Source organism: Micromonospora sp. LA-10, assembly GCF_051853095.1.
GTDB classification, from domain to species: Bacteria; Actinomycetota; Actinomycetes; order Mycobacteriales; family Micromonosporaceae; genus Micromonospora; species Micromonospora echinospora_A.
On record NZ_CP195710.1, the window covers coordinates 6,045,091 to 6,061,873 of the forward strand.

Here is a 16,783-nt window from a genome sequence, read left to right on the forward strand (position 1 = left end):
CATCGACGTACGACTGCGAGTTCGCCGGAAGCTATTCATATCGATACATGGGGGCATGATGCGACGCAGAATCTTCGCGCTGGCCACGGCCGCCGCTGTCGTCGTCGGCGGGGCCACGACGATGGTGCTGCGGCCGGCCTACGCCGCGACCGCGTGCACGGTCGACTACACAATCACCCGGGAATGGTCCAGCGGCTTCTGGGCCGAGCTCACCGTCACCAACCTGGGTCCTCCCGTCACCGACTGGTGGCTGCGGCTCCGGCAGGCAAACGGTCAAACGATCACCATGGGCCTCGACCGGCTGCCGGACGGATACACGCTCGGCAGCGGTGAGCTGTACCCGATGACCATGCTCCGCCCACCGGCGGGATCCACGCTGCCGACCGGCGCCTCGGTGACGGTGCGGTTCGGCGGCAACTACCGGGGCGCCGACCCCGAGCCGACCGACTGGGTGTTGAGCGGCCAGCCCTGCAACGGGGACGTCGCCGGCCCGACCGGCTCGTCGCCGCCGCCGGCCTCGGGCAGCCCGCAGCCCAGCCCCAGCCCGCTGCCGGGCGGGCCGTCGGTGGCGCTCACCTCGCCCCTGCCCAACGACTTCTTCGCCGCGCCGGGCGTCATCCCGATCCGTGCGGAGGCCACTGCGGCGCCCGGCCGGCGGATCGAGCGGGTCGAGTTCCGGGAGCGCGGCACGTTGCTCGCCGTGGACACCACCGCGCCGTACGCGTTCGACTGGCGCGGCGTGCCGCCGAACAGCGGTACCCGCGTCACCGCCACCGCCTACGACAGCAGCGGCGCCCAGGCCACCGCCGAGGTCCGCGGAGTCCGGGTGCTCCCGCCGCAGGCACCCGGCGCCGCACCTGCGCTGAAGGCGTTCGGCAACCGCATCCTCACGGTCACCGCCGCCCCGAGGCCGTACCGGCCACGCGGAATCATCCGGTCGGCTGCGCCCGGCGATTGCGCGTGGGGACCGATCCGCTGGGACGGCCCGGTCGACGACGCGTCGGTGGGCGCGCTGCGGGCCCGCGGCGTCAACGCGGTGCGGGTCGTGCTGAGCGACGCCTGCCACATCTACACCGGCAGCCCCACCGACAGGCAGAACCGCGTCGGCTACCTCGACGAGGCGGCCCTGTACGTCGACCGGCTCGTCCGGGCCGGCATCACACCCGTCGTGTCGCTGCGCCAGAGCGACATCCTCGCCACGCGCTCTTTCTGGAGCGCGGCGGCGGAGGTGTTCGGCGACGACAACGCGGTGGTCTTCGACATCTCGCCGTACGACTTCCCGGCGGCCGGCGGCGCCGACCCCGCGGCGGTCTGGAGGTGCTGGCGCGACGGCGGTACCGAGTGCGCGGGCATCGGCGTGCCGAACGTCGGCGTGCAGGAGCAGATCCGCCTGCTTCGCATCCAGGGCTCGTTCAACCTGGTCCTCGCCGCCGGGATCGACGGCGGCAACGACCTGCGCCGGTGGCTGGAATACCGCCCGGCCGACCCGGACGGCCGCAGCGTGGCCGCCGCCTGGCGTGTCGACGACCGCTCGGCCTGCGCCACGCCGGCCTGCTGGCGGTCCACGCTGCTCCCGGTCGCCGCCCAGGTGCCGCTGGTCGCCACCGACGTCAGTGCCGGCCCGGGGGCGCCGACGTTCGTGCCGCGGACGGTCACCTGGCTCGACCAGCACGGCATCGGCCATCTGCGCCGGTGACCGGGGGAGCGGTGTAAGCCACACCGACGGCTGCGAACCGCCGCCCGCCGCGTATCCGCGGCGGGCGGCGAGCTCGTACCCGGCCCGTCGATTCGGCAGCGGCCGTAGGGCCCGTCAGACTGGCGTACGCGACCACTGCTGGTTGGCGCCGGTGTTGCACGTGTACTGCTTGAGGACCACACCGTCCGCGGTCGATGCGGCCGGTACGTCCACGCACTTGCCGCTGTGTCGTGCCCGGAGCTGGAAGTAGCTGCCGCTGGCGACCATCTGGAACTGCTGGTTGGTGCCACTGCCGCAGGTGTACTGGATCAGCTCGGCGCCGTCGGCGGTGGACGCGCTCACCACGTCGAGGCACTTCCCGCTGTTGCGGCTGACGAGTCGCCAGTAGCCGCTGTCGGCGTCCTGGAACTGCCACTGCTGCCAGGTGTTGCCGTTGTACGTGTACTGGCCGACGCGCGATCCGTTCTCGGTGTTCGGGGCCTGGACGTCCATGGCCTTTCCGCTGTGACGCACGATCACCCGGTAGAACGTGTCCGTCGACGGCGGCGGCGTCGTGGGGCCGCCGCCGATGGTGTCGCCCCAGGCGTAGCGGACCTGGTCGGCGCCGGATGGGTTGCGGACTGTCAGCTGGAGGTCGGTGCCGCCGCCGCTGAGCGAGTACATCGAGTACCAGTCGTAGCCGATGGTGCCGGGCTTGCCGCCGATCGCGGGCCAGTAGGTGCCGCCCATCCGGTTGTCGCGCATGACCTGCGCCATGGCGCGGATGTAACGCACGAAGTTGTCGGTGCTGTTCGCGTCGGCGTAGTTGCGGCCGTCGCTCATGGGCGCGCCGAACTCGGTGGCGACGGCCCGGCCGGCGCAGTTGCCGAGGCGGGTCTGGATGTGGCTCCGGAAGGCGTCGTAGGTCATCGCGCCGTAGAAGAAGGCGTAGTAGTGGAACGACAGCAACGTCGCGTTGAAGCGGGTGTCGTTGCAGATGTCCCGCAGGTCCTGGCTGAACCCGGTGCCCCCGATCAGCACCCGGCTGGGCACCGCCGAATAGTGGTAGCTGAGCCAGTTCGCCGCGACGTTGCGCCACTCCGTCGAGCTGTAACCGTGCGGCTCGTTCATCGGCTCGAAGTAGACGTTGGCGTTCGAGCCGTACGTGTTGGTCACCGTGGACCACATCGCGTTCCACGCGGCGAGGTTCGTGATCCTGCCGCCCGAGGCGGCGCCGTCCTCCCAGTAGGCGAGGATGACCTTGAACCCGCGGGCGGTGGCGGCGTCGATGGCGCCCCGGTAGGCGTCCCACCACGCCGTCCCCACCGTGTGGGTGTTGATGGGCAGCCGGACGGTGTTGACCCCCATTGTGGAAGCCATGTCGTCGTAGAGGGCGTTGGCCTTGGCCCGTACCGTCGCGTTGCTGTCGGAGGAGCTCAGGCCCTGCACGACGAGGGGGCCGGTGCTGAAGTTGTCACCCAGCACGGCCCAGTTCATGCCGCGGAACTGGTTGGTGGCGGCGATGGCCGGCGACGACATGACGACGACACCGCCGACCATCGCCGTCAGCGCGGCCACCAGCACGATCAGCATTTTGCGTAATGACCGGGTGCTCCGCGGTCGTCCCGCCGCATGGCGCCTCGGCGACGTGATCCGCGTCAGGAAGTGGTCGGTCACGTGATCCAGCCTCTCTGGGTTCGAGATCAGGCTGCCGGAGCCGCTGCTGCCCGCCGTGGTGCGGCAGCCATGAAGTCCTCCGGGAACGCAGTCCTGTTAGCGCTAACATCGCTGCGTCCCCAGCAACCCGGGCTTCCTGGTCTTCGGTGGTGGTTGACGTGCCGCGCGAGCAGCTCCGGCGCGTCACCCCGGGGCAGCGCCATGTCTTCTGACTGTTAAGCGCGCGTTGCAGACAAGTGTTGGCGACCGCGTCCGGAGGTGTCAAGGAATCGACGAATATCGTTTTCTTCCCCAGGGGGCGCCGTGTTCGATCGGTGTCCGGCAGTAGATTGAGACGGGTGAGTCAGGGCGAACCATCCGCGGAAACCGGTCCGTCGGGCGGGGACGCCACGGCGAGAATGCTGGCGGCGGCGCGTGCGGGCGACGGCGCGGCCTTCAGTCGACTGGTCGCACCCCTGCGGGACGAACTCCGTGCGCACTGCTACCGGATGCTCGGTTCCCTCCACGACGCGGAGGACGCGGTCCAGGACACCATGGACCGGGCGTGGCGGGCTGTCGACCGGTTCGAGGGGCATTCGATCCGGCCATGGCTCTACCGGATCGCCACCAACCGCGCGCTGTCTCTTCTGCACTCGCGCGGGCGGCGTGAACTGCCCACCGACTTCACCGCCCAGGGCGTGTCCCGGGCCGAGGTGAGCTGGCTCGAACCGTATCCGGACCGCCTCGCGGCCCCGTCCGTTCGACCGGATCCGGAGGCCCACGTGGTCGCGAGGGAGGCCATGGAACTCGCCTTCGTCGCCGCGTTGCAGCATCTGCCACCGCGACAACGCGCCGTTCTGCTGCTGCGCGACGTGCTCGGTTACTCCGCCGAGGAGACCGCCGGGATGCTGGTCTGCACCGTCGCCGCGGTCAACAGCGCGATGCAGCGGGCCCGCCGGATCGTCGCCGGGCTCACGCCGTCCGGCAGTCAGCAGCGGATCCTCGCCGAACTGGGCGACGCGGGGCAGCGGGAGGTGGCCAGGCGGTACGCCGCGGCGTGGGAATCCGGGGACGTCGAGGCGATCGTGGCGATGCTGACGCAGGACGCGCGGTACTCGATGCCGCCGCTGACCGTCTGGTACGAGGGCCATGAACAGCTCCACGGTTTCCTGACCGAGGTGACCGCGGGGCGAAGGTGGCGGTTCCTGCCGACGAGCGCCAACGGGCAGCTCGCCTTCGGGACGTACCTGTGGAACGACGCGGCGGCCGCCTACCTGCCGGCGGGGCTGGACCTGCTCGTGCTGCGGGGATGCCGGGTGGCCGAGGTCGTCTCGTTCCTCGACGCGCGCCTGCCCGCCTTCGACCTGCCGGAGCGGCTGCCGGAAAGGTCGCGCGGACGCGATGAGTTCGCGGTTCGGCCGGGGTTGTAGTCCTGACGGGTGCACCAGCCACGAAGGGCAGAGCCGACATGCCGAGCAACGAAGAACAGATCCGGGACCTGATCGAGCGCTGGGCCGCCGCGGTTTCTGACGGGAACCTCGCCGGCGTCCTGGCCGACCATGCCGAGGACATGGTGATGTTCGACGTGCCGCCGCCGTACGAGGGCGTGCGCGGGCTGGACGCCTACCGGGAGATCTGGCCGCCGTTCTTCAGGTGGCAGGCGCAGGGCGCGTCGTTCGAGGTCGAGTCGCTGGACGTCGTCGCAGGCGAGGACGTGGCCTTCGCGTACGCGCTCGTGCGCTGCGGCACGGCGGCCGACTTCGCCGCGCGTCCGGAGAACCGCCTGCGGCTGACGTTCGGCCTGCGGAGGCGGGAGGGCCGGTGGGTCGTCACCCACGAACACCACTCCTTCCCGCTCGCTGATCCCGCCGCCGAGGCGGCTCCGGACGCGGCCGCCGCCGAGGCGGAGGTACGCGGGCTCCACCAGCGCTGGTTCGACGGCACCGCGGCCAAGGACCTCGATGCCCTGATGGATGCGATCGCCGACGACGTGGTCTCGTACGAGCATGACCAGCCGCTGCGGCACGTCGGCGTGAACGCGGTCCGCGAGATCTGTGCGGCGGGCCTGGCGGCGTCGGGTGACGGAGCGGTCGCCTGGGACGTGCCCGACCTGACTATCGTGGTCGACGGCGACCTCGCCGTCGCGTGGGGCCTCAACCGCGTCTCGGTACGCCCGAGCGGTGGTCCGCCGATCGAGAGCTGGTCCCGGGGCACCCGGGTCTTCCAGCGGCGCGACGGAGCCTGGCTGATGACCCACCAGCACCTCTCCTACCCGTACGACCCCTCGACCGGGAAGGCCCGGACGGATCTGCGCCCGTAGCGGCCGCCGGCGACCGATCTCCGAACCCGAACGAGGGCGTGTCTCGTGGATCTTTGAGACGTGAACGTGTAGCACGTTTGTCGTGTCTGGACGATTTGAGCTCACTGACGCCGAGTGGGAGCTGCTGAGACCGCTGCTGCCGACGGATCCACTGCGGGGCGGGCGGTGGCGTGATCACCGTACGACGATCTCGGGGATCTTGTTCCGGGAACGGACCGGGATCACCTGGCGGGACCTGCCCGCCCGGTTCGGCCCATGGAAGACGGTCTACCAGCGCGAGCGTCGCTGGGCCCTCGACGGTACCTGGGCGAGGATCTGCGACGCGCTGCGCACCGACTGCGATGCCGAGGCGGGCGAGGACTGGACGCTGGGCTTGGACTCGACCGTGGTCCGGGCGCACCAGCACGCGGCCGGTGCTCGCCGCGACCTGCCCAGGGAGCTGTCCGAGCAGGCCAGCGAAGGCAAAGGGGGCGGCCGGTATTGGGCGAATCGGGTGATCGTGAGGCGCTTGGTCGGTTCCGTGGCTGGCTGAGCACGAAGCTGCATCTGGCTGCAGACCGCCGGTGCCGGCCGGTCAGCCGGACCCTCACCGCCGGGCAGCGCCACGACAGCGTCGGGTTCGCCATGGTCATGGACGGTATCCGCGTCCGGCGACGGTTGGGTCGGCCGGGGACCCGGCCGGGCCGGCTGCTTGCCGACAAGGCGTACACGAACAAGAAGATCCGGGCTGAGCTGCGCCGACGCAGGATCACGGCGGTGATTCCCGAGAAGAAGGACCAGGTCGCCGCTCGGGCGGCCAAGGGCAGCCGGGGCGGGCGCCCGCCCGCCCGCCTTCGACCGTGAGCTGTACAAACAGCGCAACGTCGTCGAGCGGGCGATCAACAAGCTCAAGCAGTTCCGAGCCGTGGCCACCCGCTACGACAAGAGAGAGTTCATGTACCAGGCTACGGTTGACGCCGCCACGATAAAGATATGGCTACGCGATCTCGCTCGCCCTAATCCCTAACCCAAACGAATATGTCCCAGCCGAAGCCACTGAGAGCGATGGTCAGCACAACGGCGCCGACCGCCGTCGCGGTCACGGAGAGCCGCCGCCGACGGTCGTTGCCGGTAAGCGCATGGACGAGTGACCCTGCAGCGAGGACAGCTCCGAGCACCCAACCATGAAGCATTATGTACAGCTGCGAGGTCATGAACAGCCAGGTGAAGGGGTTAAGCAGGGAGAAACCGAAAGGCACGAGGTCCTTGGGGTCGTGCATTTCGTGGGTGAGTTCATAGTGGCCGAGTCCCAACCGGATCCGGCTGACGGCGTATAACACCAGCACGACCGCATATAGACCGCCGAATCCCAACTGCGCCGCGGCAAGGACGGTACGTACGCGGGGCGCACCGGCTGCCCGGATGGCCAGCACAATGTTCCCTGACGCAAGCACTGCTGTCCCCTTTCTGGTGGTAGCGGCAAGTTGGAGGGCTGCCACTGCGGTGCCGAGAGCGAGCCGCAGCGGAGACAGCCCTATGTCGGCGGCGCCGCGTATGTCGGCCTCCCACTGTTCGCGGTAGCGCGAACGGGAATCGGAGACTGGCAACGCGGCCGAGGCAAACCGGCTGACGGCCAAAGCGAGGCGCATGCGGCGGGATGCTGTCATCGGGCCAGGTCCGGCCGAATGGTGGAGATCCGGAGCGTGCTCCGCTGAGCGGCGCGTTGGCAGATCCGGCGAGCCTCGGTCGCCCCGTCGCGCGTCAGTACGTACAGTCGCCGCCGGGCACCCTTGCGATCCTGGTCATCCCAGGAGGATGTGACCCATCCGGCTCTCTCCAGGCGGTCTAACAGTGGGTAGACCGTGCCGGACGGCCGGCCGGTAGCATTGATGATTTCCAACCCCCATCGCGGCTGCTCAGAGTCAAGCAGGACGGTCAGGACGTCAACGGTTGCCCTGCCTATACGGGCGAGCGGTTCCATGGACCTTAAACTACATGTGTAGATTAGCGATGTCTATCAGAGACTTGAAGAGTCGACACCTTCGCGGCCCCCAAGATCCAGGAGCCACGGCCGAGTCCCGCGCCTCCGGATCGCCGGAGGAGCCGTTCTTACCACTCTCTTACAGGACGGCAGCCGGGCGTACGCGGGACGTCCCGGAGCGCGATGCTGAGGACCGGCTGTCAATCGGGGAAGAGGGTCACCATGGGAGAACTGGCACGGTACGGGCTGTCGACGGCGATACTGTCCACTCTGGCGGTGGGTGTGCTGCTTCCGCCGGTCACGCCGGTCGCAGCCGCGACCCCGTCGACGTGGACGGCGACGGTTCCCGCGCTGATCCACGACAGCCGGCTGACCGACGTGGCCGCCACCGGCCCGAACAACGCCTGGTCCGTCGGCTACCAGGCGTCGACCTACACGGGATACTCGATCGACCAGCCGTACGCCCTGCTCCGGTGGAACGGGCAAACGTGGGCGGAACGGCGGCTGCCGCACCAGGCGCATGTGTTGTACAAGGTGGACGCGGTGAACGCTGGCGACGTCTGGACGGTGGGTTCCCGGCGCTTCGGCGAGCCGTACGCCGGGCACTTCAACGGCGAGACCTGGACGTCCCACACGCCGTGGTCCGCCCCGCCCGGGACCTCGGACCTGCTGGACGTGGCCGCGACCGGCGGCGGGCGGGCCGTGCTCGTCGGTCACGACGGCGGCCGGCCGCTGGTCGTCGAAGGCGACACCCGTCAGTTCAGCCGGGTGGCGGTACCGGGGACGGAAGGGGTCAACGGTGTCCTCCGGGCGGTCTCGCGCACCAGGGACGGTGCCGTCTTCGCCGCCGGTGATCGGTACGTCGCCGACGCGCCCTACCCGGAGCCGATGATCGTGCAGCGCGTCGGCGGGTCGTGGCGGGTGGCCCCGATTCCGCCGATCGCGAGCGTCCAGCTCACCGGCGTGTGGGCCCGCTCGGCGACCGACGCCTGGGCGGTCGGCACCCAGGACTTCGACTCCTCGCCCAAACCGGTCATCCTGCACTGGGACGGCCGGACGTGGCAGCGGGTGGCCGGACCGGCGCCCGCCGGCCGGGCGTACGCCGTCGCGGGCGACGCGAACGGCAACGTGTGGATCAGCGGCACGAACCCGATCCCGCCGTACATCGAGTACCCAGGCACGCTGCTGCTGCGCTACACCGGCGGGCGGTGGAGTGTCGCGTACGGGCCCAAGGTCGGGGGCAACGATCCGCACCTGGACGCCTTGGCCAACATCCCGGGGACCTCGTTCTTCTGGGGAGCCGGCGGTGCGGTCGTCGACGGATTCCGCCAGGCCGGGGTGATCGAGCGCACCAGATGAGCCCGCGGTGACTCGGCAACGGCCGGGGCGACGGCGCCTGCGGGCTGTGGCGCGGTCGTGATCCAATGAAGCACATGATTCTCCAGCGGATTGCCGCCGGCGTCCTGTTGCTGATCGGGCTGCTGGCGATGGCGGCCACCCGTGCCTTCCCGTTCCTCGACGATTTCCCCGAACTGGCCGAGACGGCGGTCGCGATCGGGGGCGCGGCGTGCATGCTGGCGGGGGTGTGGCTGTGGTTGCGCAAGCCGGCGGACCGGTCGTCCGCGCCCCCGGTGGGCGACGGTGAGACCCCGTGACCGCGCGTGGATCGCAGAGGTGAAGGGTTGAGTGCTCGGCGGGCGGTCCCGGCGGAGGCGTCGGATACTGAGTTGATGACCAACCCCGACCTCGACCCCGAGCTGTACCCGCCGATCGACCCGCGTGAGGACGTGCCGGACGACCCCGGCGAACTCCTCCCGGACACGCCGGGCGAACTGCCCGAGGCGCCGGTCGAGCCGATGCCCGACGACGGTGATCCCGGGGGCGTACCCGAACCGGCCTGACCGGCCGGCGCCAGGGCCCCGACTGATCGACGATGATGGATAATCCTGTGGTGACCGGCGCGCCGACCGCAGGGGAGACCGGATGAGAATCGTCGACGCCCGGGTGATCGTTACCTGCCCCGGCCGCAACTTCGTGACCCTGAAGGTCGTCACCGACGAGGGGGTCACCGGCGTCGGCGACGCCACCCTCAACGGCCGGGAACTCGCCGTGGCGTCCTACCTGCGTGACCACGTGGTGCCGCTGCTGATCGGGCGCGACCCGGCCCGGATCGAGGACACCTGGCAGTACCTCTACCAGGGGTCGTACTGGCGGCGCGGGCCGGTCACGATGAGCGCCGTCGCCGCCGTGGACACCGCGCTGTGGGACATCAAGGGCAAGGTCGCCGGGCTGCCGGTCTACCAGTTGCTCGGCGGCCGGTCCCGCGAGGGCGTGACCGTGTACGGGCACGCCAACGGCGAGACGGTCGACGAGGTGCTGGCCGAGGTCGCCCGCTTCGTCGACCTCGGCTACCGCGCGGTGCGGGTGCAGTGCGGTGTGCCCGGCCTGCCCCGGACGTACGGCGTCAGCGCCGACAAGATGTTCTACGAGCCCGCCGACGCCGCGCTGCCGACCGAGACGACCTGGTCGACGGAGGCCTACCTGACCCACGTGCCGAGCGTGTTCGCCCGGGTCCGCGAGGAGTTCGGGCCGACCCTCCGGCTGCTGCACGACGTGCACCACCGGCTCACCCCGATCGAGGCGGCGCGGCTCGGCAAGAGCCTGGAGCCGTACGCGCTGACCTGGATGGAGGATCCCGTCCCGGCAGACCTGCAGGAGGGTTTCCGGCTCATCCGGCAGCACACCACCACGCCGATCGCCGTCGGCGAGGTCTTCAGCAGCATCTGGGACGCCGCCCAGCTCATCCGGGAACAGCTCATCGACTACGTCCGCACCACTGTGGTCCACGCCGGCGGGATCACCCACCTGCGACGCATCTTCGACCTCGCCGCGCTGCACCACGTCCGCAGCGGCTCGCACGGAGCCACCGACCTCTCCCCGGTCTGCATGGCCGCCGCGCTGCACCTGGACCTCGCCATCCCCAACTTCGGCCTGCAGGAGTACATGCGGCACACCGACGCGACCGACGAGGTGTTCCCGCACGGCTACCACTACGACGGCGGCTACCTGCATCCGGCCGAGACCCCGGGGCTCGGGGTGGACATCGACGAGCAGGCCGCGGCCCGCTACCCGTACGCGCCGGCCTACCTGCCGGTGAACCGGCTGACGGACGGCACCGTACACCCCTGGTGAGCGTCCTGGTTCAGTGGATGCGACGACCGTGCGCGTCCGGGATCCCGGACTTGCGGAAGAAGTAGGTGTTGATCTGGTCCCGCCACTCGACGGCGCTGCGGAACTGCTCGTCGAGGCGCTCGGCCACCCGGTCGTGGACGGCCGGGTCGACCGCCCCGGCGAGGAGCCGCCACCGCTCCCGCATCGCCGCCACCTCCTCGACCCCGGCGAAGTGCGTGTCGTAGATGTGCTGGATGACGGTACGGCCGCTGTGCAGCACGTGCCGGTACGGGACGTGGTGGAAGAACAGCAGCAGTTCGTCGGGGCAACGCTCGCGTGACTCGTACACCTCGGACCACGGCGGCGGGTACTGGCCGGTGAAGCCGGTCCCGGTCGCCCGGGTCCGGTCCACCCCGACGCCGTCGCGGTCGGCGAAGTGGTAGGTGCCCCACTGGGTGTACTCGTAGCCGTCCACGTCCGGGCCGTAGTGGTGGCCGGGCCGCACCATGAAGCCGACGCCGAGCGGGGCGGTGTAGCGCTCGTAGGTGCGCAAGGAGTCGTCCATGATCGCGTGCATGGTCCGCCGTACCGCTTCCGGATCGCCGGTGGTGCCCGGCAGCCAGGTCAGGTCGATCCACTCGTCGAGGATCGCGCCGGGATCCAGCAGCGGATCCCAGGCGAGCCGGCCGAAGGCGTACAGGTTCGCCTGGGCCAGTGGATGCCCGGTCCAGAACGGGTCGTCACCCACGTTGGCCACGGCGACCAGGCCGCCACCGGCGCCCGCCACGTCGGCGATCGTGCCGCCGGCCGCGCCCCGGGGCCGGAACCGCAGCACCTCGCTCCACCAGGGCGCGAGGTAGCAGACGTGCCGCTGCTGGCCGGTGTACTCCTGCGTGGCCTGCACCTCCACCGCCAGCCGGGTGGACGGCATCGCGGCGAGCACCGGGGACACCGGTTCGCGTGGCTGGAAGTCGATCGGGCCGAACTTCACCTGGACGATCACGTTGTCGGCGAATTGCCCGTCCAGCGGCGCGAAGTGGTCGTGGGCGGCCCGGGCCCGGTCGGTCGACCGGTCCCGCCAGTCCTGGCGGTGGTCGTAGACGAACGCCCGCCAGCGCACCACGCCGCCGTGCGGGGCGAGCGCCCCGGCGAGCAGGTTCGCGCCGTCGGCGTGGTCGCGCCCGTACGCGAACGGGCCGGGTTGGCCCTCCGAGTCGGCCTTCACCAGATAGCCGCCGAAGTCGGGGATCCGCTGGTAGACCCGCCGGGTGGCGGCGGCCCACCAGGCCCGCACGCGTTCGTCCAGCGGATCGGCGGTGGGCAGGCCGCCGAGGACCACCGGGGCGGCGAACGTCACCGACAGATGCACCCGGATGCCGTACGGGCGGAGCACCTCGGCGATGTCCGCGACGTCGCCGAGCCGGTCGGTCAGCAGTAGCGCCTCGGTGTCGTGCACGTTGACGTTGTTCACGCAGATCGCGTTGACGCCGCAGGCGGCGAGCAGGCGGCCGTAGTCGCGGAGCCGGGCGGGCTCGTGCCGGGCGGCACCGTCGCGCCAGAACAGGGAGCCGCCCGCGTAGCCCCGCTCGATCTGGCCCGACACCGGGTGTACGGCCACGTTGTCCCAGTGGTCGAGCATCCGCCGGTTCAGCGCCGGCCGGTGCCGCCGTGCCGGAAGGTCGTCGTCGAAGGCCGCCGCGCCGAGCCGGACCACGTGGAACATCCCGTACAGCAGGCCGGCCGGCGCGTCGGCCAGGACCACAGTCACGCCGCTCGCCCGCGTCAGCAGGTATCCCTCGTCGCCGAGGGCGCCGTCGCCCGTGCCGTTCACCGCCGGTGTCGCGCCGAGCCGGGCCGCCTCCGCCGCCGCGTTCGGCACCGGGCCGGCCTCGCGCAGGGCCAGCACCAGGTCGGCGTCGACCTGCCACGGTGGACCGTGCCAGAGCTGTCCGCCGTACCGGGCGCAGGCCCGGCTCACCTCGTCGAGGACGGTGTCGACAAGGAGCCCGTCGCCGTGCACCAGCACCGGTCGGGAGCCGAGTTCGCGGAACGCCGCGGGCGGGAGCCAGGCGGCGTGCCAGTCCGACTCGCCGCTGTCGGCCGACGCGCGGCCGGCGACCGGGACGCTCACGCCGTGAACTCCGCCCGGATGTCGTCGATCATGGGGTCGGCGATCCGCAGCAGCGCCAGCACCAGGAGCGCGGCGAGCAGGGCGAGTACCGCCTCGGAGAACACCGCGGTGACGCCGACGGCGGCGGCCAGCAGCAGGACGTTGCCGACTGTGACGCCGGGCTTGCGTGCCACGTAGTAGAGGGCGAGCCGGAGCACGTCGCGGGTGCGGAAGGTGAACAGCGAGACGATGACGAGCGCGTTGACCCCGACCAGGACCACCCCCGCGCCGACCACCACCAGCGGCACGGCCCACCAGCCGGGGACGGCGGCGGCGGGCAGGTTCGCCAGGTTGACCGCGATGACTGCAAGCCACAGCAGCGTCGGCGCCCAGACGCGCAGCACGGCCGGCAGGTTGGCCCGGTAGGCGCGGAGGAACGTGGCGGCGGGACGGAGATCGGTCAGGTCGGGGCGTTGGTGCCGCAGCGTGTGCAGCGCGGCCGAGACGGCCGGACCGAGCGGCAGCGCGGCTATGGCGACCAGCGGGAGGTTGCTGCTGTCGCGGTCGAGCAGCACGAGCACGGCCAGACCGGGCAGCGTGCTCAGCAGGAGCAGCAGTTCGACCACGAGCAGGGTGTGGACCGTCGCGGCGGCCCGCGACAACGGCCCGTCGCCGAACTCCCGCAGCCCGCCGGTCGCGCCGGTCACTGCCGGTCCCCGGGCGGGTCGAGCAACCGGTCGTCCCACCACGGCGGGGTCTCGTCCACCACCGGCGTCAGCTCGGCGAGGGTCACCTCGTGCCGGGCGAGGACGAGGTCGAGGTCGGCCCGCCCGGCCACGACCGGCAGTGCGCGATGGGTACGGGCCGGCTCGGCCGCCTCCCGCAACGCGTCGAGCTGCCGGGATCGGGGCGAGTGCGGGCTGCCCATCTCCCGCCAGGCCGCCCAGGCGTTGCCGGCGTCCTCGCTGACCGACGAGCGGAGCAGGAACGCCGACGCGGTGCCCGGCGGGCCGATCGGAACCGACAGCGACAGGGTGTGCCGCTCGGGTGCCGGCTCCCGGCCGGTGACGTCGACAGGGGCCCAGGCCAGCACCGCGACCCGGCCGTCGGGGTGCCGGGTGACGAGGTGGTCCGGTCCGCGCGCGAGCACCTCGTCGCCGAGCCGGGCCATGAACGCGTACAGGTGGTAGGTGGGTTTCTTGATCTGCCGGTGGGTGAGCAGGCCGAAGCCGCCGTGCAGTGGCGCAGTGGGCACCCCCTCCTCCTCGAACACGTCGCTGAAGGTCCAGTAGGAGAAGGAGTCGACCAGGTCCCCGCCGCCGGCCAGCACCGGAGCGAGGTAGGCGGCGTGGAACGCGGTGTCGTGGATCGGGTTGTCCGGCCGGTAGGAGGAGTTGAACTCGGTGATGTGCACCGGGTGGTCGGCCAGCGCGGTGCCGGCCAGGTGCCGGCGGGGCGCGGCGAACTGCTCCAGCAGGTCCGCGGCCGGGGTCAGGGTCTGCCGGGTGCCGAACGGCAGGTGCCGGGCCGGGCCGGAGGTGTAGGCGTGCCGGCTGACGAAGTCGACGGGTACGTCGCGGTCGGTGACGAACTCGGCGAACGGCTTCAGCCACTCGTCGGCGCCGGGGGAGAGGGCCGGGCCGCCGACCTGGAGCGCCGCGTCGACGTCCTTGACGGCGTGCGCCGACACCTCGTACAGCTGGTGGTAGGCGTCCTGGTCGGCGCCCTGCCAGAACGCCGTCAGGTTGGGCTCGTTCCACACCTCGACGGGCCAGCCGCGCACCTCGTCGAGGCCGTACCGGTCGACCAGGTGGGCCACCGTCGCGCGGACCAGGTCACCCCATTCGGTGTACGACCGGGGAGGGGTCACGTTGCCCCGCCACCAGAACACCGTCTGGTCGCCGGAGGCGAGCGCCGAGGGCATGAACCCCAGCTCCACGAAGGGCCGGATGCCCAGGGCGAGGTAGGCGTCGACGACCTGGTCCACGTAGGTGAAGGCGTGCCGCACCCGGCGCTCGCCCTGGTACGTGTAGGGGCGGTGCACGCCGACGCCGTCGCTGAGCAGCCCGTGCCCGCGGATGTGCCGGAAGCCGATGTCCCGCTGCACCAGGGCCAGCGAGTCCTGGTAGTCGCGTCGCAGCGCCAGGTCGAACCGGCCGGTGCCCACGCAGGTACGCCAGGCGTCGGTCAGCCGGCCGACGGGCCGCTCGGGAACGGTGCCGCGCATCGCCGGTCAGCCGTGGCTCTTGCGGTACCGCTCGTACGCCTTGTTGACCAGGTCGGTGTAGGCCTGCGCGTTCTTGCCCTTCAGTTCCGAGACGTAGGTGTCCCACTCGCTCAGGGGTCGCTGCCCGAGCGCGAACTTCAGCGTGTTCTGGGTGACGTGGTCCTTCAGCGCGGTCGCCCACAGCGTCGTCTGCTCCCGCTCCTCGTCGCTGAGCGGCGCGGGTGGCGGAGTCACCCAGGGCGCGGCCTTGCGGGCGTTCATCTCCTTCTGGAACTCCAGTTCCTCGGGCGAGAAGAACGACTGCACCAGGTCGAGCTTGCCGCCGTAGGCGAAGACGCCGTTGTAGAAGCCGAAGTCCTTCTGCAGGTGCTTGGTGGCCTTGGGGTTGAGCCCGATGACGTTGACGTCCGGGGCGAGGGCGCGCTTGCCCGAGCCGTCCTTCGTGTACGTCGTTCCCTCGACGCCCCACTTGGCGAACTCCTGGCCGGCGTCGGAATACCAGAGCCAGTCGACGAACTGCATCATGGCCACGAAGTTCTTGCCCTCCCGGGCCTTGCTGGAGATCATCACGCCGTTCTCCAGCCGGCTCGCCGCGTTGACCGGGCCGGCCGGCCCGATCGGGAAGAGGATCTTGCCGAGCCGTGCGTTCGGGTTGATCTTCGCGATGTCCGGGCGGTAGTCGTTCACCAGGGTCTGCGCGTTCGTGCTGATCACGAACGACTTGCCGCTGGCGAGCTTCTGCCGGGCCTGGTCGTCGGTCTGGGTGAACGTCTCCGGGTCGAGCAGCCCTTCGGCGACCAGCTTGTGGAGGTACTCCACCACCTGCCGGTAGCCGTCCGAGGCGCCGGTGAAGACGTACTTCCCGGCCCCTTCGTCCCAGGCCGTCGGCTGGTAGTTCCAGCCGGCGCCGGGCAGGCCGTGCGCGAGCGCCAGCATGTTCAGCAGGTTGCCGGCCGGGTTGGGCTTGCCGAACCGGTCGGAGAACGGAATGACGTCCGGGTGGGCCGCCTTCAACGCCTTGAGCATGGTGTACACCTCGTCCCAGGTGGTCGGGGACGGGATCTTCAGCTGCTCCAGCACGTCGGTGCGGACCGCGAGCGTGTAGTCCTGCCAGGGCTTCTCGTGCAGACCGGGCAGCAGGTAGAACTTGCCGTCCTCCTGCCGGAGCGTGTCCATCTCCGGCTTGAGGTTCCACCGCTCGATCTTGTCCTTGAAGTTCGGCATCAGGTCGAGGTAGTCGCTGACCGGCAGGATGGCGCCGGAGGAGACGTACGAGCTCTCCTGGGGGTGGTAGGTCTTCGGGATGATCATCGGGGCGTCGCCGGAGCCGACCAGCACGCTGCGCTTCTGCTCGTAGTCGCTCAGCGGCACGGCGACCGGGTCCAGCTTGACGTTCGTCCGCCGGGCCAGCTCGGTCCAGAACAGCCACTCCGGCTTGAGCGGGTAGTTCGGGTGGTTGTTGTAGAGGATCGAGAACGTGACCGGCTCGGTGGCCTTGAACTGGTCGCCGATGCCGTACTTGTCCATCGCGCCCGTACGGTTGCCGTCGAGGTCCTTCTTGTCCGGGGTGTCGTCGCCGCAACCCGCCAGGGAGGCGACGGCGGCCGCGCCGGTGGCGAGCAGCACCTGGCGCCGGGACAGCTTGGCCATGGATTCTTCCTTCC

General features: G+C 70.7%; 14 protein-coding genes and 1 pseudogene. 8 read left to right on the forward strand and 7 right to left on the reverse strand.

Annotation, left to right across the window (positions count from 1 at the left end; genetic code table 11):
* Positions 1-55 precede the first annotated feature (55 nt).
* Positions 56-1,696, forward strand: coding sequence for an Ig-like domain-containing protein (locus ACSDG8_RS28155; RefSeq protein ID WP_210891894.1), 1,641 nt, complete (start codon positions 56-58; stop codon positions 1,694-1,696).
* A gap of 114 nt (positions 1,697-1,810) precedes the next feature.
* On the opposite strand, the gene ACSDG8_RS28160 is transcribed toward ACSDG8_RS28155, so the two are convergent.
* Complete coding sequence (locus ACSDG8_RS28160; RefSeq protein ID WP_247678059.1) at positions 1,811-3,268, reverse strand: RICIN domain-containing protein; 1,458 nt, start codon at positions 3,266-3,268, stop codon at positions 1,811-1,813.
* Between the two features lie 482 nt (positions 3,269-3,750).
* On the opposite strand from ACSDG8_RS28160, the gene ACSDG8_RS28165 reads away from it, so the two are divergent.
* The 3 genes and pseudogenes from ACSDG8_RS28165 to ACSDG8_RS28175 all read left to right on the forward strand — a co-directional run bounded on the left by ACSDG8_RS28165 (position 3,751) and on the right by ACSDG8_RS28175 (position 6,657).
* The gene (locus tag ACSDG8_RS28165; protein ID WP_210892379.1) at positions 3,751-4,761 is read left to right on the forward strand and encodes a sigma-70 family RNA polymerase sigma factor; all 1,011 of its coding nucleotides are present in this window, start codon (positions 3,751-3,753) and stop codon (positions 4,759-4,761) included.
* Positions 4,762-4,799: 38 nt separating this feature from the next.
* On the forward strand, positions 4,800-5,651 hold the full coding sequence (locus ACSDG8_RS28170; protein ID WP_210891903.1) for a nuclear transport factor 2 family protein: 852 nt from the start codon (positions 4,800-4,802) through the stop codon (positions 5,649-5,651).
* A gap of 82 nt (positions 5,652-5,733) precedes the next feature.
* Positions 5,734-6,657: pseudogene (locus ACSDG8_RS28175) on the forward strand (IS5 family transposase).
* Here the strand turns inward: ACSDG8_RS28175 and ACSDG8_RS28180 are convergent.
* Positions 6,647-7,279, reverse strand: coding sequence for a hypothetical protein (locus ACSDG8_RS28180; RefSeq protein ID WP_210891905.1), 633 nt, complete (start codon positions 7,277-7,279; stop codon positions 6,647-6,649). The pseudogene ACSDG8_RS28175 and the gene ACSDG8_RS28180 overlap by 11 nt on opposite strands.
* A 14-nt stretch (positions 7,280-7,293) precedes the next feature.
* Complete coding sequence (locus tag ACSDG8_RS28185) at positions 7,294-7,611, reverse strand: PadR family transcriptional regulator (RefSeq protein ID WP_210891907.1); 318 nt, start codon at positions 7,609-7,611, stop codon at positions 7,294-7,296.
* 222 nt (positions 7,612-7,833) lie between these two features.
* On the opposite strand from ACSDG8_RS28185, the gene ACSDG8_RS28190 reads away from it, so the two are divergent.
* The 4 genes from ACSDG8_RS28190 (at position 7,834) to manD (ending at position 10,803) form a co-directional block, all read left to right on the forward strand.
* Positions 7,834-8,970: a hypothetical protein gene (locus ACSDG8_RS28190; RefSeq protein WP_210942402.1), complete on the forward strand. Its 1,137-nt coding sequence runs from the start codon at positions 7,834-7,836 to the stop codon at positions 8,968-8,970.
* Positions 8,971-9,044: 74 nt separating this feature from the next.
* Positions 9,045-9,266 (forward strand): hypothetical protein, encoded by a 222-nt coding sequence (locus ACSDG8_RS28195; protein ID WP_247678060.1) that lies wholly within the window; start codon positions 9,045-9,047, stop codon positions 9,264-9,266.
* Between the two features lie 75 nt (positions 9,267-9,341).
* Entirely contained in the window at positions 9,342-9,512 is a 171-nt protein-coding gene (locus ACSDG8_RS28200) for a hypothetical protein (RefSeq protein WP_210891913.1), read from the forward strand.
* Between the two features lie 82 nt (positions 9,513-9,594).
* Positions 9,595-10,803 (forward strand): D-mannonate dehydratase ManD, encoded by a 1,209-nt coding sequence (gene manD, locus ACSDG8_RS28205; protein WP_210891915.1) that lies wholly within the window; start codon positions 9,595-9,597, stop codon positions 10,801-10,803.
* 10 nt (positions 10,804-10,813) lie between these two features.
* On the opposite strand, the gene ACSDG8_RS28210 is transcribed toward manD, so the two are convergent.
* The 4 genes from ACSDG8_RS28210 to ACSDG8_RS28225 are packed head-to-tail and all read right to left on the reverse strand — an operon-like array spanning position 10,814 to position 16,769.
* Positions 10,814-12,913 (reverse strand): alpha-glucuronidase, encoded by a 2,100-nt coding sequence (locus tag ACSDG8_RS28210; protein ID WP_210942401.1) that lies wholly within the window; start codon positions 12,911-12,913, stop codon positions 10,814-10,816.
* Positions 12,910-13,599, reverse strand: coding sequence for a DUF624 domain-containing protein (locus tag ACSDG8_RS28215; protein ID WP_210891919.1), 690 nt, complete (start codon positions 13,597-13,599; stop codon positions 12,910-12,912). The genes ACSDG8_RS28210 and ACSDG8_RS28215 overlap by 4 nt, the downstream gene beginning before the upstream one ends.
* A complete protein-coding gene (locus ACSDG8_RS28220; protein ID WP_210891921.1) occupies positions 13,596-15,119 on the reverse strand; it encodes a GH39 family glycosyl hydrolase in 1,524 nt (507 codons plus the stop codon). The genes ACSDG8_RS28215 and ACSDG8_RS28220 overlap by 4 nt, the downstream gene beginning before the upstream one ends.
* 6 nt (positions 15,120-15,125) lie before the next feature.
* On the reverse strand, positions 15,126-16,769 hold the full coding sequence (locus ACSDG8_RS28225; RefSeq protein WP_210891923.1) for an extracellular solute-binding protein: 1,644 nt from the start codon (positions 16,767-16,769) through the stop codon (positions 15,126-15,128).
* Positions 16,770-16,783 lie beyond the last annotated feature (14 nt).

Excerpts from the sequence above, each read along its gene's own strand:
- ACSDG8_RS28225 (WP_210891923.1), bottom strand. The coding sequence starts at position 16,769 with ATGGCCAAGCTGTCCCGGCGCCAGGTGCTGCTCGCCACCGGCGCGGCC.
- ACSDG8_RS28160 (WP_247678059.1), bottom strand. The coding sequence starts at position 3,268 with ATGCTGATCGTGCTGGTGGCCGCGCTGACGGCGATGGTCGGCGGTGTC.
- manD (WP_210891915.1), top strand. The coding sequence starts at position 9,595 with ATGAGAATCGTCGACGCCCGGGTGATCGTTACCTGCCCCGGCCGCAAC.
- ACSDG8_RS28220 (WP_210891921.1), bottom strand. The coding sequence starts at position 15,119 with ATGCGCGGCACCGTTCCCGAGCGGCCCGTCGGCCGGCTGACCGACGCC.
- ACSDG8_RS28185 (WP_210891907.1), bottom strand. The coding sequence starts at position 7,611 with ATGGAACCGCTCGCCCGTATAGGCAGGGCAACCGTTGACGTCCTGACC.
- ACSDG8_RS28180 (WP_210891905.1), bottom strand. The coding sequence starts at position 7,279 with ATGCGCCTCGCTTTGGCCGTCAGCCGGTTTGCCTCGGCCGCGTTGCCA.
- ACSDG8_RS28170 (WP_210891903.1), top strand. The coding sequence starts at position 4,800 with ATGCCGAGCAACGAAGAACAGATCCGGGACCTGATCGAGCGCTGGGCC.
- ACSDG8_RS28165 (WP_210892379.1), top strand. The coding sequence starts at position 3,751 with ATGCTGGCGGCGGCGCGTGCGGGCGACGGCGCGGCCTTCAGTCGACTG.
- ACSDG8_RS28190 (WP_210942402.1), top strand. The coding sequence starts at position 7,834 with ATGGGAGAACTGGCACGGTACGGGCTGTCGACGGCGATACTGTCCACT.
- ACSDG8_RS28195 (WP_247678060.1), top strand. The coding sequence starts at position 9,045 with ATGATTCTCCAGCGGATTGCCGCCGGCGTCCTGTTGCTGATCGGGCTG.
- ACSDG8_RS28200 (WP_210891913.1), top strand. The coding sequence starts at position 9,342 with ATGACCAACCCCGACCTCGACCCCGAGCTGTACCCGCCGATCGACCCG.
- ACSDG8_RS28155 (WP_210891894.1), top strand. The coding sequence starts at position 56 with ATGATGCGACGCAGAATCTTCGCGCTGGCCACGGCCGCCGCTGTCGTC.